The organism is Leptospira semungkisensis, from assembly GCF_004770055.1.
GTDB classification, from domain to species: Bacteria; Spirochaetota; Leptospiria; order Leptospirales; family Leptospiraceae; genus Leptospira_B; species Leptospira_B semungkisensis.
The window spans coordinates 707462-726655 of record NZ_RQEP01000019.1; the positions used below are offsets into that span (position 1 = coordinate 707462).

Sequence of the window (19194 nt, forward strand, 5' to 3'; positions counted from 1 at the left end):
TCTTCAAATCAAATAGGTTCCTCCGCGAATTCTCTTTAAGAGAAAGGGAGAGAGGTAGCCGATATAGTAGCATACGATCCCGTACCTCAGGTATCTGGCAACCGGATTTTCCGGTAGAAGTACGGAGAGAAGTTTTCCGATCGCTACGTAAAAGACGATGATTCCCAGGATCACTACCCCGATCCGAACCAGAAATTCTAAGACTCCGGTCACATTCTTCCAGTCCACACCTGACTTTTTATTTTGCAGAATTGCGATCCCAAAGCCTGCAAGAGAACCGGCGGCTGCGATCACCTGCTCCCAAGATTTATTTGTGGATTCCGGCAAGTTTACATCTTGCAGAAGCACTGTTGGAAAAGTCAGTGCAATGAGAAGAAGGAGATATGACTTGAGTCTACTCGAGCTTGGACCTTCTCCTTGATAAGAAGCTTCTAATAAGGATGAATCTCTTTGGAACCAGAACTCAAGTCCGAATAACACAAATAATCCGAGAAGGAATCCCCCAATCACATCTCCTAAGAAATGAAGTCCGGCATACATCCTTGCAATCGGCATGAACAGGATTGCAAATCCAGTGACGCCACGGACCCAACCTATTCTAAGATGAAGGAACAAAGTTCCGTATAGAACCACTGCAGTCTGCACATGTCCGGATGGAAATCCATACGAACTTTCCATGAGACCTAACTCGGCAGGATAAGGCAAACCGATCGGCCTGGGAGAAGTAAGTAGCGCCTTGCAGGTCCCATTCAAGATCCCGGCAAGAAGAAGGCCTAAAGTCATTCTGATCCCAAGCTTTCTATCTATGCAAAGATAAACAATGGAGACCAAGGCCATGAAGAATAGGCTGGATCCCAAATAATGAAATGTTATAGTTAGAGGATCTAAAAGCGGTTTCAAAAAAGAAATATGAAGCGCTTCCAAAGGAGAGTTGGAGAAGAGATACTCTTTCCATAAAACTTGTTCCCAATTCATAAAAACGAAAGTATAAGGATCGGCTTCTCATTGCAAAAAGTATTTAAGGGCAAAGACACCCGAAACCAAAATCTCGGTTGATAGATTCGGATTCTTATTACAAGATAGAAATAAGCACTGAAATTATTGAACGATCGTTTTCTAAAGAACAAAACAAACAAAGTTCAGCTAATGTGAAAATCCGGTAGAACGGATCAAAAGATCCCAAAGTCCTTACCGAATACATTAGGAGTTTTTAATATGGAACCAGAAATCTACATCCCTAAGAACAAATTAAAGTTCGTGACCGCAGCTTCTCTATTCGACGGACACGATGCTTCCATCAATATTATGAGAAGGATACTCCAATCCTCCGGAGCAGAGGTGGTACATTTGGGCCATAACCGCTCCGTTCAGGAAATAGTCGATTGCGCGATCCAAGAGGATGTGCAAGGGATTGCTGTTACAAGCTACCAAGGCGGGCATGTAGAATATTTCAAATACATGATAGACCTTTTGAAAGAGAGAGGATGCGGTCATATCAAGGTATTCGGAGGCGGAGGAGGTACAATTCTTCCGAGTGAGATCCGTGAATTAGAAAACTATGGAGTAGCAAAGATCTATTCTCCGGACGATGGACGCTCCTTGGGTTTGCAAGGAATGATTAACGATCTTCTTCTCAAATCCGATTTCCTTCCTCCCAATAAATTCAATGGGAACTTATTTGCCGAGTTGAAGAAAAGAAATCCGATAGCGATTGCGGAATCCATTACTCTCGTTGAAAACACTCTTTCAGAATCGAATCCTACGAATCCAGAAAAGCTGGACTTCCCTACTTCCAAAAAACAGATCCCTATCTTAGGAATTACAGGAACAGGAGGAGCAGGAAAATCCTCTCTTACTGACGAATTAGTCAGACGCTTTATTCATGACTTCGAAGACAAGACCATCGCGATCATTTCGGTAGATCCTTCTAAGAGAAAGACAGGAGGAGCATTACTCGGAGATAGGATCCGAATGAATTCAATCTCTCATCCAAGAGTATTCATGAGATCCTTTGCTACCAGAGAGGCAAATATCGCTCTCAATCGAAACGTAAAGAAAAGTCTAGAAGTATTAAGAAGTTCCGAGTTTGATTTAGTGATCGTAGAGACTGCAGGAATCGGCCAGAGCGACTCTGAGATTACCGAGGTTTCGGATCTTTCACTTTACGTGATGACACCTGAATTCGGAGCGGCAACTCAATTAGAAAAAATTGATATGATCGACTATGCAGATCTTATCGCGGTCAATAAATGCGACAAGAGAGGAGCTCAGGATGCGATTCGGGATGTGCAAAAGCAATTCCAAAGATCCCGCAAATTATTCGAACAAAGACCGGAAGAAATGCCTGTGTTCGGAACGATTGCTTCCCAATTCAACGATCCGGGAACGAATAATCTATACGTTTCATTGATCCGAGAGCTAAATAAGAAATTCGATCTGGGTTGGAAATCCTCTTTGGAATCGAGTGCTGAATCCAGCCAAAAGATCCATATCATTCCCCCAGACAGACAAAGATACTTATCCGAGATCGCAGAAGAATGTGAGAAGTTCGATACATTTGTCCAGAAGGAATCTAAAAACGCTGAAATCCTCTATCGAATCCATGGCGCCATCGAAGTATTGAAAGAAAGAGGAAAAAATTCTTCCGATCTGGAAGAGGAATATTCCAAACTAGAATCCAAATTGCATCCTGAGACTAGACTAATCTTAAAAAATTGGGATGCGAAGGTTGCTAAATACTCGGGCGAATTCTTTAGCTATACTGTAAGGGACAAAGAGATCAAGGTCCCGAACTTTACAAAATCATTAAGTAATCTGAATATTCCCAAGGTTGCAGTGCCCAAGTTTAGGAACTGGGGAGAGATCGTAAAATGGTCTTATTCCGAGAATTTTCCGGGAGAGTTCCCTTATACGGCTGGAGTATTCCCATTCAAGCGCACCGGAGAGGATCCAACTCGTATGTTTGCGGGAGAAGGTGGACCCGAAAGAACAAACGCTAGATTCCATTATGTAAGCAAAGGAATGCCCGCACAACGTTTGAGTACTGCCTTCGACTCTGTCACCTTGTACGGAGAAGATCCAGGACTTCGCCCCGACATCTACGGTAAGATCGGGAACTCAGGAGTGAGTATTGCGACTCTCGATGATGCTAAGAAATTATACTCCGGTTTCGATCTTTGCAATCCTTCCACATCCGTCTCTATGACGATCAACGGACCGGCTCCCATGCTACTCTCCTTCTTCTTGAATGCTGCTGTAGACCAAACCTGTGAGAAGTATTTGCACGCAGAAGGAAAAGCAGAAGAAGCCAAGAAAAAGATCAAAGAGATCTACGCTCAAAAAGGAGCACCAGTACCAATTTATAAAGGAAGTATTCCTGACGGTAACGACGGATTGGGACTTTTGCTCTTGGGAGTGACCGGAGATCAGATCCTTCCCAAAGATACATACGAAAAAATTAAATTAGAAACTCTTACTGCTGTGAGAGGAACTGTGCAGGCAGACATTCTGAAAGAAGACCAAGCCCAGAATACTTGTATCTTCTCCACAGAATTTGCTCTCAAACTCATGGGAGACATCCAGGAATATTTTATCTGGAATAAGGTCCGTAACTTCTACTCTGTTTCCATCTCAGGCTATCATATCGCGGAAGCGGGAGCAAATCCGATCACTCAGGTTGCATTCACTCTTGCGAACGGATTTACGTTTGTGGAATATTATCTTTCCAGAGGAATGAAGATAGACGACTTCGCTCCGAATCTCTCCTTCTTCTTCTCGAATGGGATCGATCCTGAATATGCTGTGATCGGCAGAGTCGCGAGAAGGATCTGGGCAAAGAGTATGAAGTACAAGTATGCGGCTGGAGAGCGTTCTCAAATGCTGAAGTATCATATCCAAACTTCAGGACGCTCATTACATGCTCAGGAGATCGCCTTCAACGATATCCGAACTACACTTCAAGCATTATACGCTATTTATGACAATTGTAACAGCCTTCATACCAATGCGTATGACGAGGCGATCACTACTCCTACGGAAGAATCCGTAAGAAGGGCAATGGCGATCCAGCTCATCATCAACCGAGAGCTGGGCTTGGCAAAAAATGAAAATCCTATCCAAGGTTCCTTCATCATAGAGGAGCTTTCCGATCTAGTAGAAGATGCAATTCTTACCGAGTTCAAGCGAATCTCCGAAAGAGGAGGAGTCTTGGGCGCTATGGAGAGAATGTATCAAAGAAATAAGATACAAGAAGAGTCCCTGGAATACGAACATAAGAAACATACGGGAGATATTCCTGTCATTGGGGTGAATACCTTCCTCGGGAAAGACGGCTCTCCAACTATTCTTCCTGACGAAGTCATTCGTTCTACGGAAGAAGAGAAGAAGGCTCAGATCGGCGAATTGGAGGCCTTCCATTTTAGGAATAAGGCAAACTCTCAGGATGCTCTCAAGAAATTGCAAGAGTCCTGCCTCTCCGGAGAGAACGGATTTGAAGCCCTAATGGAAACAGGCAAGGTTTGCTCCCTCGGACAAATGACCAACGCACTGTACGAAGTAGGCGGTCAGTACAGAAGAAGCATGTAGAAATCAAAAGAACTAGTTCTTTTTTTGTTTCCCTTGGAAATTCGAAATGCAAAATCTGGTAAGTGGCCATGACTTCCTCCGCGATACAGTTTACCGAGACTCATGTATATGCCGACAAAAAGCGCTTTAGAGTGGTTTTTGTCAGGAATGTCTGCGCGGTAGAAACAGAAGAGATCAGCCTGATCCTACAAAAGATCCAGGAGACCCAACCGAGCCTGGTTGAATTGGATCTAGAAAGCGTCGTTGCCATTCCTTCTCTCATATTGAATCGGATCCTGAAACTGCTCGCCGAGTTGAAGTCCAAATCCATCCCGGTAGAAATCAAAACGAGCGAGGGACTCAAAGCAGTCCTCAATAGGCTAAAGATCTCCTTACAATGAAGGGAATCTGCGCCGTTCTAACAAATTGCCTTATATTTCAAAGTTTAGTCTTCGGTAGCGGTTGGTTTTCTGGTCTTCTCGCAGGAGAGATCAAACTCTGCGAATGCAATCACGCCAGCAGAACAGAAAAACACGCAAGCGAAGAAGATTCCAAATTCAAGTCCAAACTAGCATCCGCAGATGATCACAAAGATCATGATCATCATTCCAAGAGCTTGCCCGACTGCCATTCCGCTAAGTCCGGAGAGACTCATAAATGCGCTTGTAAAAAAGCAAAGGATAAGTTTGCTCTATTTACCGGAACGATCTGTGCTCAATTCTATTCTTCTTATGAAAAAGGAAGTTCTCTACTTCCGATCGCTCTTCATTCGGATCTTCTTTCTTGGATCCCAAGAGATTTGGGAATAGAACTCACCTCCGATCTAGAAAAGCCCCCTCGATTCTCCTAACCCTTTATAAAGATATAAAATAGAACGGTTCTTTTTGGATGGGAAGGGCCTCATATACCTATTCTACCTATTGGAACCTCCTAACATGCAACTATTGCGTGGCGGAAGAAACATACCTTCCCCCACATCAGGAGAATATTATGAAATATATATATATTTGCGCGCTTGTATTTTCTTTCGCGCTCTTTTTTCAAAATTGCGAGGGATCTTCAAGCTCTAATGCAAGCTTAGCTCTCTTAGCCGGAAGTAAGGCCTTAGGCTCATCTTCCAAACCCACAGGCATTTCCTTTCACGCCGTTGTAGGAGATAGCGAAGCAGTTTGCGGACAGGAAATCAGCGGGCATGGTGAAAGCCATTCGAGTTCTACGGTACATGCGTTGCATGTGGCTGGGGTCATGCCGATCGGGCTCAAGGATCTGAGATTCTACGTTTCCGAATTCGAGTTAGTGGATGAGAATGATAATATTATCGTTCTAAACATTCCGGATAACGGTACCTGGCAATACTCTGGAGTGACTCTATTAGATTTCGAGAATGCAACAGGAAGTTGCACCGGCACAAGCGATATGAACAAGATCGTGCAAACGGCACTGGAGAATAAACAATACAAGACCATCCGATTCACATTAGGAGTTCCCGAAAGTCTGAATCATATCGACTATAGCACATCTCCTAGTCCTTTGAATATTTCAGGAATGGCCTGGGGCTGGACCATGGGATACAGATTCTTCGTGGGAGAATTCTATTCCAACGATTCCCTCTCTCCCGGAAATTCTGCGGTTCTTCATTTAGGATCCTCGGGTTGCACAGAACCTTCTCCGGGAACTTATAGCTGTGCGAATTCCAATCGAGCTCGGATTGAACTCAGTCCTATCGAAGGATTCAATCCTATCACGCAAGAGATCCAATTCGATCTCAAGAAAGCATTTGTAGGATGGGATATCAGCACTTCCGGAGGAGGAAGCAAGTCCTGTCATTCCATGGGAGCCATGGATAGCAACTGCTCTGTTGTGTATCCTAATTTCGGATTGGATTATTCTAGCGGCAACTCCGGTTCCACGGCCCAATCCGTATTCAGCATAGTTTCCAAATAAAGGAGAGCCTCGGTCTTTAAAATGCGGCCGAGGCGAAACCCAGGATGAAAGAAATATTACTCATTACAATATTATTATTTTCTGTCATAGGATGCGGATCCATAGGCATAGGTAAAGAACAAGGAAAAGATCTGCAGGCAGGCTTACTGCTCTTGGGCCAAGAATCTTCGGAAGGAACTCCTTATATCTGGGATCTTCCCAACGGATTTCCCAGGCCAAAGATCCCGGAGAATAATCCAATGACTCTGGAGAAGGTGAACTTAGGGCGGCATCTCTTCTACGAAACAGAACTCTCAGAGAATAAGAGCCAGGCCTGCGCCAGTTGCCACCAGCAAGACAAGGCATTTACGGACGGACTTGCTGTCTCTTCGGGCTCTACTGGACAGTCTCATCCCAGAAATGCGCAGCATCTTTCCAATGCCGTCTATAATCTAAGACTAACTTGGGCAAATCCTCTCTTAAAGAATTTAGAGGATCAGGCGAGAGTTCCCATGTTCGGAGACAATCCGATCGAATTAGGAATGAAGGACAAGGAAGATCTTTTGCTTTCCAGACTAGAAAACGACCCTATCTACCCTTCCCTATTTCATGCAGCATTCCCGAAAGATCCAAACCCATTCTCTATTTTGAATATTACAAAAGCATTAGCTAGCTTTCAAAGAAGTTTGATCTCCGGGAATTCAGCGTATGACAGATTTCAATCCGGAGATATAAGCGCCCTCAGCGCATCTGCCATCCGAGGAAAGAACCTATTCTTCGGAGAAAGAGGAGAATGCTTTCATTGCCATGGAGGCTTTAATTTTACGGATACAATCTTACATACCGGAACGGTTTTTGAAGAAGTTACATTCCATAATAACGGCTTAGATTCTTCTAACTTCACGAGTCCGAACGGAGGACTGTATGAGTTCACATTCTCCGAAGCTGATCGAGGAAAATTCAGAGCACCTTCTCTTAGGAACGTGGAGCTAACCGCTCCTTATATGCATGATGGTTCTCTTCCGGACCTTCTATCAGTGATCAACCATTATGCAAACGGAGGAAGTGGGGACGGAACCTTAAATCCAAACAAGGATCCTTTCGTAAGGAGCTTTTCCTTATCAGAATCGGAGAAACTGGACCTTGTGGAATTCTTAAAAAGTCTCACAGACGAGAACTTCGTTACGAACCCGGCATTTGCGAGCCCTTTTTGACATGAAGAAGAATATATTCAATTTTATTGATATAATTTTAAAATGGATCTTTGCTCTTAGCAGAGCAATATCTATTTCGCTCAAAAGGAAGGCTTTATTAAAATTTGAAGGGTTGCCTTTCTTTAAATTTACAAAACCAATCCTTCTTAGATTAGCGAAAGCGATATTTTTAGATTTTTCAAAATCGATTTATTTGACGTTTGGCAAATCGATCTTAGCAGCAACTCTTCTCCAGAACTGCGCGTTCGGAAACTTGGGAAATGCAACGGAAGAACGTTCGGAAATATTCCAATCCTTTCTGCGACTTGTAGATGAAAGGAGGACGAATATTTCTCCCTGGATCTATTATTCGGATGACCAAGGAGATACCGATCTTTCCTCATTTCAAATCTCCGGAAATTCTACAAACTACTCAGTGAGTATCGCTGAGAATACATTGGTGTTAAAGAGTTTGTATTTTCTATTCCAAGCTCCTGATACCTTATTCGGTCTCTCTCATTCGAATCAGGCAGATTTTCATTCCTTGCATTCAGGAGGTTCGGAAGGATCCGGAAGTGTTGGAACAGGTTCGTATGCAAAGAGATATGGGATTCGCGGTAGTTTCGAATCAGGAGATATTTCCATTTCTGATTTCGAATCTCTCACTGGTCCTGTAAAATCACAGAATCTCTCCCCTTTCCCTCCAGTTCCGTACGGAAGTATCTCTCATATTTATGGGGAATATTCTGCAGTCTTTCTCGACCTAATAATCACTCGGATATCCGATTCTTCTACAAGAAAGATCCATATTGAACTGCGAGATGTGAGTTTTCAAATAGAACCTTCTTGTAATTTAGAAACTCCGTATAAACAGTCTGTCCCTTTATCGTTGGGATTTAGAGTAGATGGACTCTTAAAATCCAGACCAAGCTCTTCTTTTTCTCTTTTGGATTCCGTTTATTCCTTAGGAATTTCAGAACTCACCATCAACGACTTTCAAAACTCTAACCTATATTCTGAAATCCTAAATAACCTAGGATACGAAGGCCAAACTCTGGTATTTTATTCATGTCTTTAAAAAATATACACAAAGCAAATCTCATATCATATCGAATCATTTTGCTTCCCCTTCTTCTATTGGGAAGTTCTGCTTTATTCGCTCACCATGCAGGAGAAGGACAAAATATAACCTCCTCTACGAGATTTATCGATCCTTTTGCAGGAAAGAAAGAAAGGCCCGCGGACTACGTAACGATCACGGAAGATTTTCAAAAAGGGACCTTAGATAATTCGAACCTATACACTACTACTGCATTTACAGAATTGAATTTCGCAGAAGGAAAGTTTGCCATGAACTTCAGCGTTCCTTGGACGTATTATGAACAGAAGGACAGACAAGATGCCGCGAGATACGGAAAAGCATATCTAGGAGCAAAATGGAATCCTTTGATAGATACGGGCTGGCCATTCTTCTTTTTATTGGAGGGAAGACTAGGATTTCCTTCGGGAGCTGATACAGATAGATTCGCTGGAGGAGATTATTATTCAGGGATTGCGAATCTTACCCTGGGTGCCACTTGGAAGCAATGGTTATTCTTGGTACGAGCTTCGGGCATCTTTCCTCTTTCTAAGGATCATGCAAGTCTCGAAGCACAATCAGGACTTCCTTATTGGGCCCAAAATCCTCCCGGATCTCAAACAGAAACAAACCCTAGTACGGAAAAAGTGACCCAATGGTTTGCTTACATTACATATTTCGTAAATAAGGATTTCAGCCTTCTCGCAGGATATCTTTATAGAACTCCCTATGTGAATGTGATCGGAGGCGGGAGTCTTTTGGAAGAAAAAGAGAATAACAAAAGAACTTTTCCTAAATCCGTTCAGGAAGCAAGCCTTGGATTCAACTTAGGAATCGTAAAAGGAGTCTATGGAACACTTGTAGGAAGACTTCCTCTGATCCGAGATCCTGAGATCAGACTCTACGATTATGCGATCACAGCTTCTATCTCGTTTGAACTTCCCGAATACAAGGTTTCTAAGGTAGATAAAGAAGCCTCGGAGAAACTTTAACAAAAAGTAAATTATAATATAGAAAATAACTATTTAATAGAGTCGCGTGATCCGATCCCGATCGGAACTCTAAGTAGTGGAATCAATCCCAGAGAGATTGAAAGCAAAGAGCCGAATCTTGCTGAAAACTCTGAAAGCCGGGCTTAGCCACGCATTCTTCTTCCGTTGCAGGAAAATAATCGATGCCGCCGCCTTCGTATTTGATCCTGCAACATCCCTGCTTTTGGCTTTTTCCTTCCTTCTTAGGTTTAGAATTCTCCGAAGGATTAGGTCCCGCTTCTTTTTTTGGGGAAGAACCCTGAGCGAAAAGCCAGATGGGGAGTAAACAGCATAGCAAGATCGGATAAAACGCCGAGACTCGTCTCATACGAATGAATTTATTTCTCAAGAGCTTGCCTAGGCAAGGAAAAATCCCTGAATTCCAAAAATAGGATCTTATTTTTACGTTGACTCTCCCCGCTTCCGAAGGTGAAAAAGAAAAGCGAAAGCTAAACTTATTCACAAATAGGAAATAAAATAATGAATCCTCGCAGTTCCATTCTGGGAAAAAGGGCCACCCTGGTCGGTACTTTACTTGTGCTTCTTTCTTCCGGACAAATATTTTCGGAAACCGTTCTATTCAAGAACGGAGAAAAAACCTACGGAACGGTCATAGACCAATCCACAGACGCGGTTACGATATTAAAGGATACTAAAAGACAAACCATCCCGAAATCACAGATCCTAAAAATCATCTTCAAAGACATCAAGGACGAAGGTGAACTCGGAAAGATCTTCGAGGCGGAGAAAAAGAAATTAAACAAAGATGGAAAGAAGACGGAGAAAGAAGAGCAACTAGATACGTTAGTGCTCGAGCAAATGATCAAAGAGAACAGCTATAAGGTTGTTCAAAAGAGATTAGCACTCATCGAAAAATATATAGATGAACAAGACGGCGGTTGGGAAGAGTACATCTCTAAGAACCGCAATCCTTGGGAACCTGTTTGGAAATCTGCGATCCTCCCTGGCTGGGGACTTTCTCTCATGAAGAAAGATACCTATGCAAGAACATATCAGGTGATCATCGGACTTTCCATCATCGTAGCTATCGGAGGCAGCCAAGCAGCCACCGTTCAAAAGAATAAGGCAGAAAACAGAATGAGCAAAATGCTCTTCGAAGATCCTGTTACGTATGCTCAGATCCAAGCGGCAGGGATCCCGAATTCTTCCGTATACATTGCTAAGCTACAGACGGATGCATTTTCCGAATACAATAAGGATAAACATAACCAACACCAATACGAGACCTATAGCCATACAGGCCTTGGACTCGCAGTAGGATTGTATCTAGCACAGTTGGCACAAAGTTACTTCTTAGGAAAACAATGGGCCACTCATAATATCATCCAAACTCCTTCCGGAGAATCCGTCCAAGAAGGATTCAATTTCAAGAGCAATATGACCACTCTTGCCTCTGGCGGCGGTGGAGCATTGCGCGAGTATCGAAGCGAACTTAGATACGTAAGCGCTTTCTAGATCTCAGGAATCGAATACCCTTTAGAAGCCAACCAGTCCTTGTCGTATAGCCTGGACTGGTATCTGGCTCCACTATCACAAAGAACAGTCACAAGAGTGTGGCCCGGTCCAAGCTCCTTAGCCAATTTCACCGCAGCAGCCACATTGATCCCAGTAGATCCTCCTACAAATAGTCCGTCTTTTCTCAAAAGAGTATAGATCGTTTCTAAACATTCCTGGTCGGAAATCCGGATCGCGTCGTCAAAGGGAGCATCCTTCATGTTCTCGGTAATCCTTCCGTTCCCGATCCCTTCCGTAAAAGAATTTCCTTCGGAAGATAACTCTCCCTTCTTTACAAAATTATAAATTGCTGAACCGAATGGCTCCGCAACGATCGTTTTGATCTTAGGATTCTTGCTCTTTAAGAACATAGCGGTTCCTGCAAAGGTTCCTCCCGTTCCAAGAGAAGCGAGCCATGCATCTATTTTGCCTTCTGTTTGCTCCCAGATCTCCGGGCCGGTGGTTTGAAAATGAGCAAGCCTATTAGCAACGTTATCGAATTGATTGGCCCAAATTGCATTCGGAGTCTCTTCTGCGATTCTTGCGGACACCTTTACATAGTTTCCAGGATCCTTATAGGGAACCGCAGGAACTGTCCTCACTTCGGCGCCTAAGGCTCTCAAAAGATCTATCTTCTCCTTGGATTGAGTATCCGGGATCACGATTAGACATTTGTAGCCCTTCGCATTACAAATATGAACAAGACCTATACCGGTGTTTCCGGCAGTTCCTTCGACTACAGTGCCTCCCGGTTTTAGTAGACCCTTCTTCTCCGCTTCTTGGATAATGAATAAGGCGGCCCTATCCTTTACGGAACCTCCCGGATTTAAGAACTCGGCCTTGCCTAGGATCTCGCAACCAGTGAGATCTGAATAATAGTTCAAACGGATAAGTGGAGTATTTCCAATGCTGTCTACGAAACCTTTTTGGATCTTCATGTCTTTCCTTCAAAAATATATAATATAATCTAAATTCACAAAATAAAAAAGGGAAAGCAAACCGCAATTCTTCGCGATTAACCTTCCCCCTCGCATCCCGTTCGATTTGTATGTTTTGCCAAACGGGACTTTTCTTTATTAGAATCTTCTAATTAAGCGATGGTAACATCCTTAGAAAGATACACATCTTGGATAGCGTTCAGAAGAGCCACTCCGTCCTTCATAGGCTTTTGGAAAGCCTTTCTACCGGAAATGAGTCCCATTCCACCCGCTCTCTTATTGATGACTGCGGCCTTAACAGCGTCACCTAAGTCGTTGGAACCGGAAGGTCCGCCGGAGTTGATCAGTCCTACTTTGCCCATATAGCAGTTTGCTACTTGGTATCTCGCCATATCGATCGGATGATCGGAAGAAAGATCAGTATACATCTTATCATCCTTCTTACCGAATTTCAGATCTCTAAATCCGCCTAAATTAGTCTCAGGCAACTTTTGCTTAACGATATCTGCCTCGATGGTAGCAGCCAAATGGTTTGCTTGTCCCGTAAGGTCAGTAGCGATATGATAATCAGCCTTATCATTCTTGAACCCATCATTTCTGAGGTACGCCCAAAGAATGGTTACCAGTCCGAGTTCATGAGCTCTATGGAATGCTTCGGAGATCTCTTGGATCTGTCTGGAACTTTCGTCGGAACCGAAATAGATAGTCGCTCCAACTGCTGCAGCTCCCATGTCGAAAGCCTGCTCAACGTTAGCGAACAGGATCTGATCGAATTTGTTAGGATAGCTTAAGAGTTCGTTATGATTAATCTTCACTACGAAAGGAATCTTATGCGCATACTTACGAGAAACGAGACCGAGCACTCCTAAAGTGGAAGCAACAGCGTTACATCCTCCCTCGATGGCAAGCTTCACGATATTTTCCGGATCGAAATACGCAGGGTTCTTAGCGAAAGAAGCCCCAGCGCTATGCTCAATCCCTTGGTCTACCGGAAGAATGGAAAGATAACCTGTCCCAGCTAAACGACCAGTATTGTAGATGGATTGGAAATTTCTAAGAACAGAGTTGCTTCTGTCCGATTTGGAGAAGATTTCGTCTATATAATTCGGTCCCGGGATGGTGAGATGCTCCTTAGGGATCGTTTTGGAAACGTGATTTAACAGTGAATCCGCTTCCGCGCCGAGCGCGCTCTTGATTTTATCTAACATTCCTAATACCTTATGGATTTATCGATCTGGTGACTAGTTTTGGGGAAAAGCCTAAAATTTCCATCGCTTTTCCAAAGAAAGGAGGGGCCTAAGGCATTGAGGATTATTTGGTTTGAACCGGTAAACGAACGCAGAAATCAGTGCCTGCATTCGTCTTTTGCACTGTCAATTTGCCTCGGTTGGATTGAATGATCCCGTAACAAACAGAAAGTCCCATCCCTATCCTTGAATCATCCGATTGGATCCTTTCAAAAGGTTGGAAGGCATTCTCTGGATCCAATTCTTCTTTCATGGAGCCGGAGAGACGAATCTCCAAAACGGATTCATCTTCTGTCTCTCCTTTGCTCAAGAAAGCATTCATACGAATGGTGCTTCCCTTCAGATCGGAACCTACGCCGTCCGCGTAGAAATAGAGTAAATAATATAAAACTTCTTTAATCTGATTTTGCTTCAGAAAAATATCAGGCAGGTCTTCGGCGATATTCTTTGCGAGCACCAGATTCTTGGTCTTGAGAAGTTCGGAGATCATTCCTTCCACGCCGAAAATGATATCGTCTAGCCTTCCCCAACTAGGTTCTTCATTGTCGGATCTGGAGAATAGGATCAGGTTGCGGATAATTCCGGAGATCCTCTCTCCCTGCTCAATGATCACTCTTGCATAATTTCGAATATCCGGAGCGAGATCGGTCCGATTTCGTATAATATTTCCGTAATTGATCACACCCATAAGAGGATTGTTGATCTCATGCGCAATCCCTGCGGCGAGTTTCTGAATGGACTCCAAACGCATTTCGGATTGGATCACTTTCTCCATCTCAGAGATCCTCTTCTCGGAAACGGAAAGAAGATCCAACTCGGAGAATGTAACGATGCTACCTACGATCCTTCCTTCCTCATCTCGGATGGGAGAAACTCTAAATCCTACTCGAACTTTGCGCTCATCCTTTCGGATCAAAACTGCAGGAATATATCTAAGATTATGACCTAAATGATCCGGATGTTCCGCAGAACCGATTTGGGTTTGGATAAAGGAAAGCACCAGGTCTCCTGGCTTTCCAATAGCTTCATTCAAGCTCCAACCGGTGAGATCTTCCGCAGCATGATTGAGAAAAATGATCTTACCGTCCTCGTCCAAGGAGACGGCACCTTCTGAAATGCTTTGGATTACGTTCTTAAATTCCTTGCCGCTCTCCTTCATTCTTCCCAAGCGTTTTTGTTGTCTAAGAGCGATCTCTATAGAAGACTTGAGTTGGTGATTTTGAAAGGGCTTCGTGATATAAGCGTAAGTAGAAGCAGCATCCATGGCTCTCATGAACGTAGAATCATCCGTATACGCCGTCATGAAAACGATAGGAACATCTTTGATCCTTTGGATGCTTTGCGCAGTTTGGATCCCGTCCATATCTCCTTCGATGGAAATATCCATAAGTACGAGATCCGGATTCGTTTCCTTAAAGATGGATTGCGCATCTTGTCCGTTAGCCGCCACACCGGCGATCTTATAACCTAGGTTTTGAAGAGTCTTTTGAAGATTAAAGGAAAGCAACCATTCGTCTTCAACGATCAGGATATTCGGTTGTTCGGACGAAGAAAGAGTCATGGGTTAGTAATTTAAGATATTCCTGAAGTAACGAAAAAGTTCCCTACGCCGTAATGCTCCCACGTTAGGAGAGAATTGGGAAATCCTTTTTTGAGAATCGGAGTAAATCCGTATCATTTTCAAAACCTACCGATGGTATTTTATCAATTCGATTCTGATCAGGAAATCATTGAAATGATCTAATTCCATATTCGGCCTGATTTTCATGTAATTTTGCGAGATTTTCGTCCTTAATTTACCTTAAATTAGGCTAAAAGCATATATAAGTACGGTTTTCTTTTTAGAAAAAGTCCTTGAATCCGAGGTCCCAAATTACTACACTCATTGGCCTAGAGGTAGCCATGCTGGTAAAAGATATCTTGGATAAAAAGGACCGCAAGATCCTTTCGGTGGAACCGCAAACCACCGTTTGGGAAGCGATCCGATTTATGACCAAGTATGATATAGGTTCCGTGATCGTGCTAAACGCGGGTAAACTCGCAGGCATTTTTACGGAGAGGGATTTGCTGCATTTTGCTTCGACGGATCGGGATGGGGTATTCGATAAAACTGTGGGCGATGTGATGTCCACGCAATTGACTACCATGCAACCGACCGATCAAGTGGATGATGTTCTCGCGATCATGCTTAAAAAGAGAATTCGGCATATGCCTATTTTGGACGGGAACCGATTGGTAGGGATCATATCCATCGGAGATGCGGTAAAGGCTAAGATTGAAAAAACGGAAGAAGAGAATAAAAACTTAAAGAATTATATATATAGCGAATCCGGGCTCATGTGAGATCCGGACTATTTATTCCCTTACAATTATTTCGGAATTCATAATATCCTTTTCACACTCGATCAAAATGAAACGAGAGTAGAAAAAAAATCCCACTTAGATTTTGTTCCGAGTGGGATTCGAGTGGCTCACATTCGGGTATTCCCGCAATTGCTCAATTGGTAATACCATTACCTTGTTTCGCAAGTCGGTTTTTTGGAAATCGGGTTGCCGGAATCACTTTTCCGGCAAGTATCGGCCTATCGCCCTTTTTCTAGGCTCAGGGCGGAACGACGATTCAGACTTTTCATGAAATTACTTATTTTTATACTACTCGCATATTTGACCTACAGATTGATCCAAAATGCTTTCTATCCCAAACAAGCGGATAACGCTAGATTCAGAGTCATCTTTCCAGAGAGAGAATCCTCTCCTGCAGAAAAAGATATTTCAGACAGAGCAAAAGTGGTAGGCAAAGGAGAAGATTCCAAGTGAAGATCCGGTTTTTCTATTTTACGATTTTCTGTTATATCTTCTTGTTCACTTCTTGCTTGGGAATGACTGGAGAATTCGGCTGGGCAATATTAGATGAGTCCAAGCTTGGCTCATTGGAGAAGAAGTTTAGCAATGTACAAGAGTTTACCCTTACCAGAGAGAAGCTGGTATTCCCTTCCGACAAAACCTTAGTGTACTTATACAAATTCTCCAAGACACCGAATCCGGAAGCGGAGATCTATGTGAGCCTAAGCAGATTCCAAGTCGGGTTTAACGAGATAGAAGTAAAACGCAAACGCCCAGAAACATCCACTTCCAGCATTACTGGAAGCTTTCAGGAACTGATCCCAGGAAAATACCTAATGAAAGTCTCTTACGAAGGAGACGTCATAGACAATGTGGAATTTAAGGTAATCGAACCGGAACCGCAAGAAGAAGAGAAAGAGCAGACCTCGGATGATATAGGCAAATTTACCAAGGCAAGAAAGAACGCTAACTAATACGTATCTCCCGCAAGAGGATCTCTGGGATATGGATCTCTTTGAATTCCGTCTTCTAAGATCTTGTTGATCCTTTCAATATTCTTGAGAGCAAGATTGATCTCTACTTGGTTCCCTACTTTCAGGATCTCTTCGTTTACCTTCTTGGATTCCGAATAATTCTTTTCGAACTCATATAGAATAGAAAGTCTCTGCATCGCTCTCGCCCCAGGAGAAGTATCCAACCTGGTTCTGATAATATCGATCTTCTCCTTGGATTCTTCCAACTCCAGGCTTTTCAATCTATACTGGGCCATGTCCTGGTCGTTTGTTCTTTCCAAGAGTCCTTTCTTGATCGTGAGTAATTCTTTTTTTCCTTGGGAATACTTCTCTTCTTCCGACCTTAAATTCTCTCTTAAACGATTATAGGCTTGCACCGATTTCAGAAGCCAATCTCTTTCTAATGCAGGCTTCTTCTCATAACGATAGAGCCTTGAGATCCCAAGATAAGCCAAGGTCTCCATTCGGATCCTTTCTTGCGAATCCGGAAAGGAAAGATCCGCAGTAGCCTTCTCTTGCTCTCTTGCGTTCAGCCATTCAGTATAATATTTCTTTCCGAGTTCCAGGTTTCCAACCTTAGTATCGAAGAAGGCACCCAGTTCGAACGCGTACAATCCTTTCTTCTTTGGATCCGGTTCGGATAGATAATATTTTTCATAATATTCCCCCGCGAGAACATACTGCTTCAATTCAGTATGAAGAGAAGCGATCGATCTGTAAACATACGCGATCTCTGCGGGAGTCTTGTTCTCTTTCAAAGCGAGAGCTAGATATTTCAAGAAGAAGTCCAAGGACTTTCCCTTCTTGCCGGAGGCCTTCAACTCTTCTGCCAAGGCTAAAACAACTGGAGAATACTCCGGATCCAAGCGAAACGCAAGCTCAAGCAAAGCGGCATACGCAAAGAAGTCCGTATTTCTTTTATAATCGAATAATACGAAGATCCCCTGCCCGCTTACCGAAGCCTTGTTCACAACTTTCAGTCTTTCCTTATTCTCATTTTCCGAAGTCTTTATATAGTTTGCCAATAAGAGAACTGCATCCGCATCCTCTCTGGACTTGCGTTTGAAATAAGGATAATAATTTTTTTCAAAGGAATCCTTATAAGAATTCTCGGCAGCCCTGAGACGATCCTCTGCTGACTTTGCACCTTGCTTTGCTTGAGAGATATCGTTCGGAGATACTTTCCTTGCACTCGATGTGGTATCGAACAGAAGTTCTTTGCCTCTCACGTTCGCTGCTTCCAAAAGATGGACATTGTCCTTTGCCTTCTTTTGTTCTTCGATTGCTTTATCTAAATCCTTCTTTGCCTGAGCGTGGGCCTTGGATCTTTCTATTTCATTCGTATCGTAGAGTTCTTTGAGTCGAGTTTCTTCTATAAAATAATCTTCGGTATGAGCAAAGTCTCTATACCTCAAGGCGGTAATTGCTTCTTCCATTGCCTTGAAGTTCTGTTTTTTTTTAGAATATTCTTTGCTGAGAAGCCAATGCAATTCGTACAAAATGGGAGAATCTCGAAGCACATTTGCCTGAGTGATCTTTCCCATCATCTTTAAGATCAAAAGACGAAGAGTGTTCCTGTCTGTCTTCTCCGTGAAGATGCGACCTAACCTTCTCTCTTCTTCCGTTCGCTTCGGATCCACGAACTGAGCGTAGTACGGATCCAATACGGCTCGGATCGAACTGATCGGGTCCGCTACTGATTCTTCGTTGAGAAGTGATTCTCTGAGTCTTTGTAAATTTGCTGGTGGAATGACTTCGTGAGGAAGTCTATAGATCCCTGCGGGATCCAGCCTTTGATCTTGCTCGTCCGCTTGGAGAGCGCCAGTCCATCCCGCTAAAGAAAGCAGAAGGACCGAGACGCTTTGTCTCAAACGGAACGAATTCATTTTGCCGCGCTACCCAACTCCACAAGTTCTTCCGAACTGAGAATCTTCTCGATATCGATGAGTATGATAAATCGATCGTCTTTCTTTCCCACACCGGTGATATAACGCGAAGAGATCCCTTTAATAGAAGGGGGAGGAGGATTCACACTTTCCGGAGGAAAGAGAGCCACGTTAGCTACCTTGTCCACGATAATTCCGACGGATTCTCCACCGATCTTGACCACGATGGCACGATCGTATCCTTGCTCATGAGTATGGGGAATATTCAGCTTCACGCCTAGGTCCACCATCTTAACAACCTTGCCGCGAATGTCCATGATCCCGGCAAAGAAATTTTTGGAGCGAGGAACCTTAACTAGGTTACTGATCTTGATGATCTCGTCTACCAACACGATTGGCAGAGCGTATTCCTCATCTCCCAAACTGAAGAGAATATATTGGTGTTCTATTTCAGCGGACATTCC

General features: G+C 43.3%; 18 protein-coding genes. 11 read left to right on the plus strand and 7 right to left on the minus strand.

The features are described from left to right. Positions 1 to 3 precede the first annotated feature (3 nt). Positions 4 to 975 (minus strand): phosphatase PAP2 family protein, encoded by a 972-nt coding sequence (locus tag EHO59_RS17520; protein ID WP_135589729.1) that lies wholly within the window; start codon positions 973 to 975, stop codon positions 4 to 6. Between the two features lie 240 nt (positions 976 to 1215). Here EHO59_RS17520 and EHO59_RS17525 point away from each other — a divergent pair, with 240 nt between their 5' ends. The 7 genes from EHO59_RS17525 to EHO59_RS17555 all read left to right on the plus strand — a co-directional run bounded on the left by EHO59_RS17525 (position 1216) and on the right by EHO59_RS17555 (position 9749). Next, positions 1216 to 4584, plus strand: coding sequence for a methylmalonyl-CoA mutase family protein (locus EHO59_RS17525; RefSeq protein WP_135589730.1), 3369 nt, complete (start codon positions 1216 to 1218; stop codon positions 4582 to 4584). Between the two features lie 68 nt (positions 4585 to 4652). Continuing rightward, positions 4653 to 4964: a hypothetical protein gene (locus tag EHO59_RS17530; RefSeq protein WP_135589731.1), complete on the plus strand. Its 312-nt coding sequence runs from the start codon at positions 4653 to 4655 to the stop codon at positions 4962 to 4964. Further along, on the plus strand, positions 4961 to 5413 hold the full coding sequence (locus EHO59_RS17535) for an LIC_11090 family protein (protein WP_135589732.1): 453 nt from the start codon (positions 4961 to 4963) through the stop codon (positions 5411 to 5413). Before EHO59_RS17530 ends, EHO59_RS17535 begins: the two co-directional genes overlap by 4 nt. 140 nt (positions 5414 to 5553) lie before the next feature. Then, complete coding sequence (locus EHO59_RS17540) at positions 5554 to 6507, plus strand: MbnP family copper-binding protein (RefSeq protein WP_135589733.1); 954 nt, start codon at positions 5554 to 5556, stop codon at positions 6505 to 6507. 44 nt (positions 6508 to 6551) lie between these two features. After that, positions 6552 to 7700 (plus strand): methanobactin export MATE transporter MbnM, encoded by a 1149-nt coding sequence (locus tag EHO59_RS17545; protein WP_135589734.1) that lies wholly within the window; start codon positions 6552 to 6554, stop codon positions 7698 to 7700. 193 nt (positions 7701 to 7893) lie between these two features. Beyond that, positions 7894 to 8757 (plus strand): hypothetical protein, encoded by an 864-nt coding sequence (locus EHO59_RS17550; RefSeq protein ID WP_246053027.1) that lies wholly within the window; start codon positions 7894 to 7896, stop codon positions 8755 to 8757. Between the two features lie 41 nt (positions 8758 to 8798). Next, positions 8799 to 9749: an LIC11086 family outer membrane transporter gene (locus tag EHO59_RS17555; protein WP_246053029.1), complete on the plus strand. Its 951-nt coding sequence runs from the start codon at positions 8799 to 8801 to the stop codon at positions 9747 to 9749. 82 nt (positions 9750 to 9831) lie between these two features. On the opposite strand, the gene EHO59_RS17560 is transcribed toward EHO59_RS17555, so the two are convergent. After that, positions 9832 to 10116 carry an LIC_11321 family protein gene (locus EHO59_RS17560; RefSeq protein WP_246053031.1) on the minus strand — a complete coding sequence of 95 codons (285 nt, stop codon included), beginning with the start codon at positions 10114 to 10116 and terminating at the stop codon, positions 9832 to 9834. A 152-nt stretch (positions 10117 to 10268) separates the two neighbouring features. On the opposite strand from EHO59_RS17560, the gene EHO59_RS17565 reads away from it, so the two are divergent. After that, positions 10269 to 11264: an LA_0442/LA_0875 N-terminal domain-containing protein gene (locus EHO59_RS17565; RefSeq protein WP_246053033.1), complete on the plus strand. Its 996-nt coding sequence runs from the start codon at positions 10269 to 10271 to the stop codon at positions 11262 to 11264. On the opposite strand, the gene EHO59_RS17570 is transcribed toward EHO59_RS17565, so the two are convergent. The 3 genes from EHO59_RS17570 to EHO59_RS17580 form a co-directional block, all read right to left on the minus strand. Then, positions 11261 to 12241 carry a cysteine synthase A gene (locus EHO59_RS17570; RefSeq protein WP_135589737.1) on the minus strand — a complete coding sequence of 327 codons (981 nt, stop codon included), beginning with the start codon at positions 12239 to 12241 and terminating at the stop codon, positions 11261 to 11263. The two genes, EHO59_RS17565 and EHO59_RS17570, sit on opposite strands and share 4 nt — an antisense overlap. Before the next feature lie 152 nt (positions 12242 to 12393). After that, positions 12394 to 13449: a class I fructose-bisphosphate aldolase gene (locus EHO59_RS17575; RefSeq protein WP_135589738.1), complete on the minus strand. Its 1056-nt coding sequence runs from the start codon at positions 13447 to 13449 to the stop codon at positions 12394 to 12396. A 103-nt stretch (positions 13450 to 13552) separates the two neighbouring features. Continuing rightward, positions 13553 to 15049, minus strand: coding sequence for an ATP-binding response regulator (locus tag EHO59_RS17580; protein ID WP_135589739.1), 1497 nt, complete (start codon positions 15047 to 15049; stop codon positions 13553 to 13555). 341 nt (positions 15050 to 15390) lie between these two features. On the opposite strand from EHO59_RS17580, the gene EHO59_RS17585 reads away from it, so the two are divergent. The 3 genes from EHO59_RS17585 to EHO59_RS17595 all read left to right on the plus strand — a co-directional run bounded on the left by EHO59_RS17585 (position 15391) and on the right by EHO59_RS17595 (position 16805). After that, positions 15391 to 15831, plus strand: coding sequence for a CBS domain-containing protein (locus EHO59_RS17585; RefSeq protein ID WP_135589740.1), 441 nt, complete (start codon positions 15391 to 15393; stop codon positions 15829 to 15831). A 288-nt stretch (positions 15832 to 16119) separates the two neighbouring features. After that, positions 16120 to 16305 carry a hypothetical protein gene (locus EHO59_RS17590; protein WP_135589741.1) on the plus strand — a complete coding sequence of 62 codons (186 nt, stop codon included), beginning with the start codon at positions 16120 to 16122 and terminating at the stop codon, positions 16303 to 16305. Continuing rightward, on the plus strand, positions 16302 to 16805 hold the full coding sequence (locus EHO59_RS17595) for an LIC_12238 family plasminogen-binding lipoprotein (protein ID WP_135589742.1): 504 nt from the start codon (positions 16302 to 16304) through the stop codon (positions 16803 to 16805). The genes EHO59_RS17590 and EHO59_RS17595 overlap by 4 nt, the downstream gene beginning before the upstream one ends. Here the strand turns inward: EHO59_RS17595 and EHO59_RS17600 are convergent. Further along, complete coding sequence (locus EHO59_RS17600; protein ID WP_135589743.1) at positions 16802 to 18730, minus strand: hypothetical protein; 1929 nt, start codon at positions 18728 to 18730, stop codon at positions 16802 to 16804. The two genes, EHO59_RS17595 and EHO59_RS17600, sit on opposite strands and share 4 nt — an antisense overlap. Then, positions 18727 to 19191 carry a chemotaxis protein CheW gene (locus tag EHO59_RS17605; RefSeq protein ID WP_135589744.1) on the minus strand — a complete coding sequence of 155 codons (465 nt, stop codon included), beginning with the start codon at positions 19189 to 19191 and terminating at the stop codon, positions 18727 to 18729. The genes EHO59_RS17600 and EHO59_RS17605 overlap by 4 nt, the downstream gene beginning before the upstream one ends. Positions 19192 to 19194 lie beyond the last annotated feature (3 nt).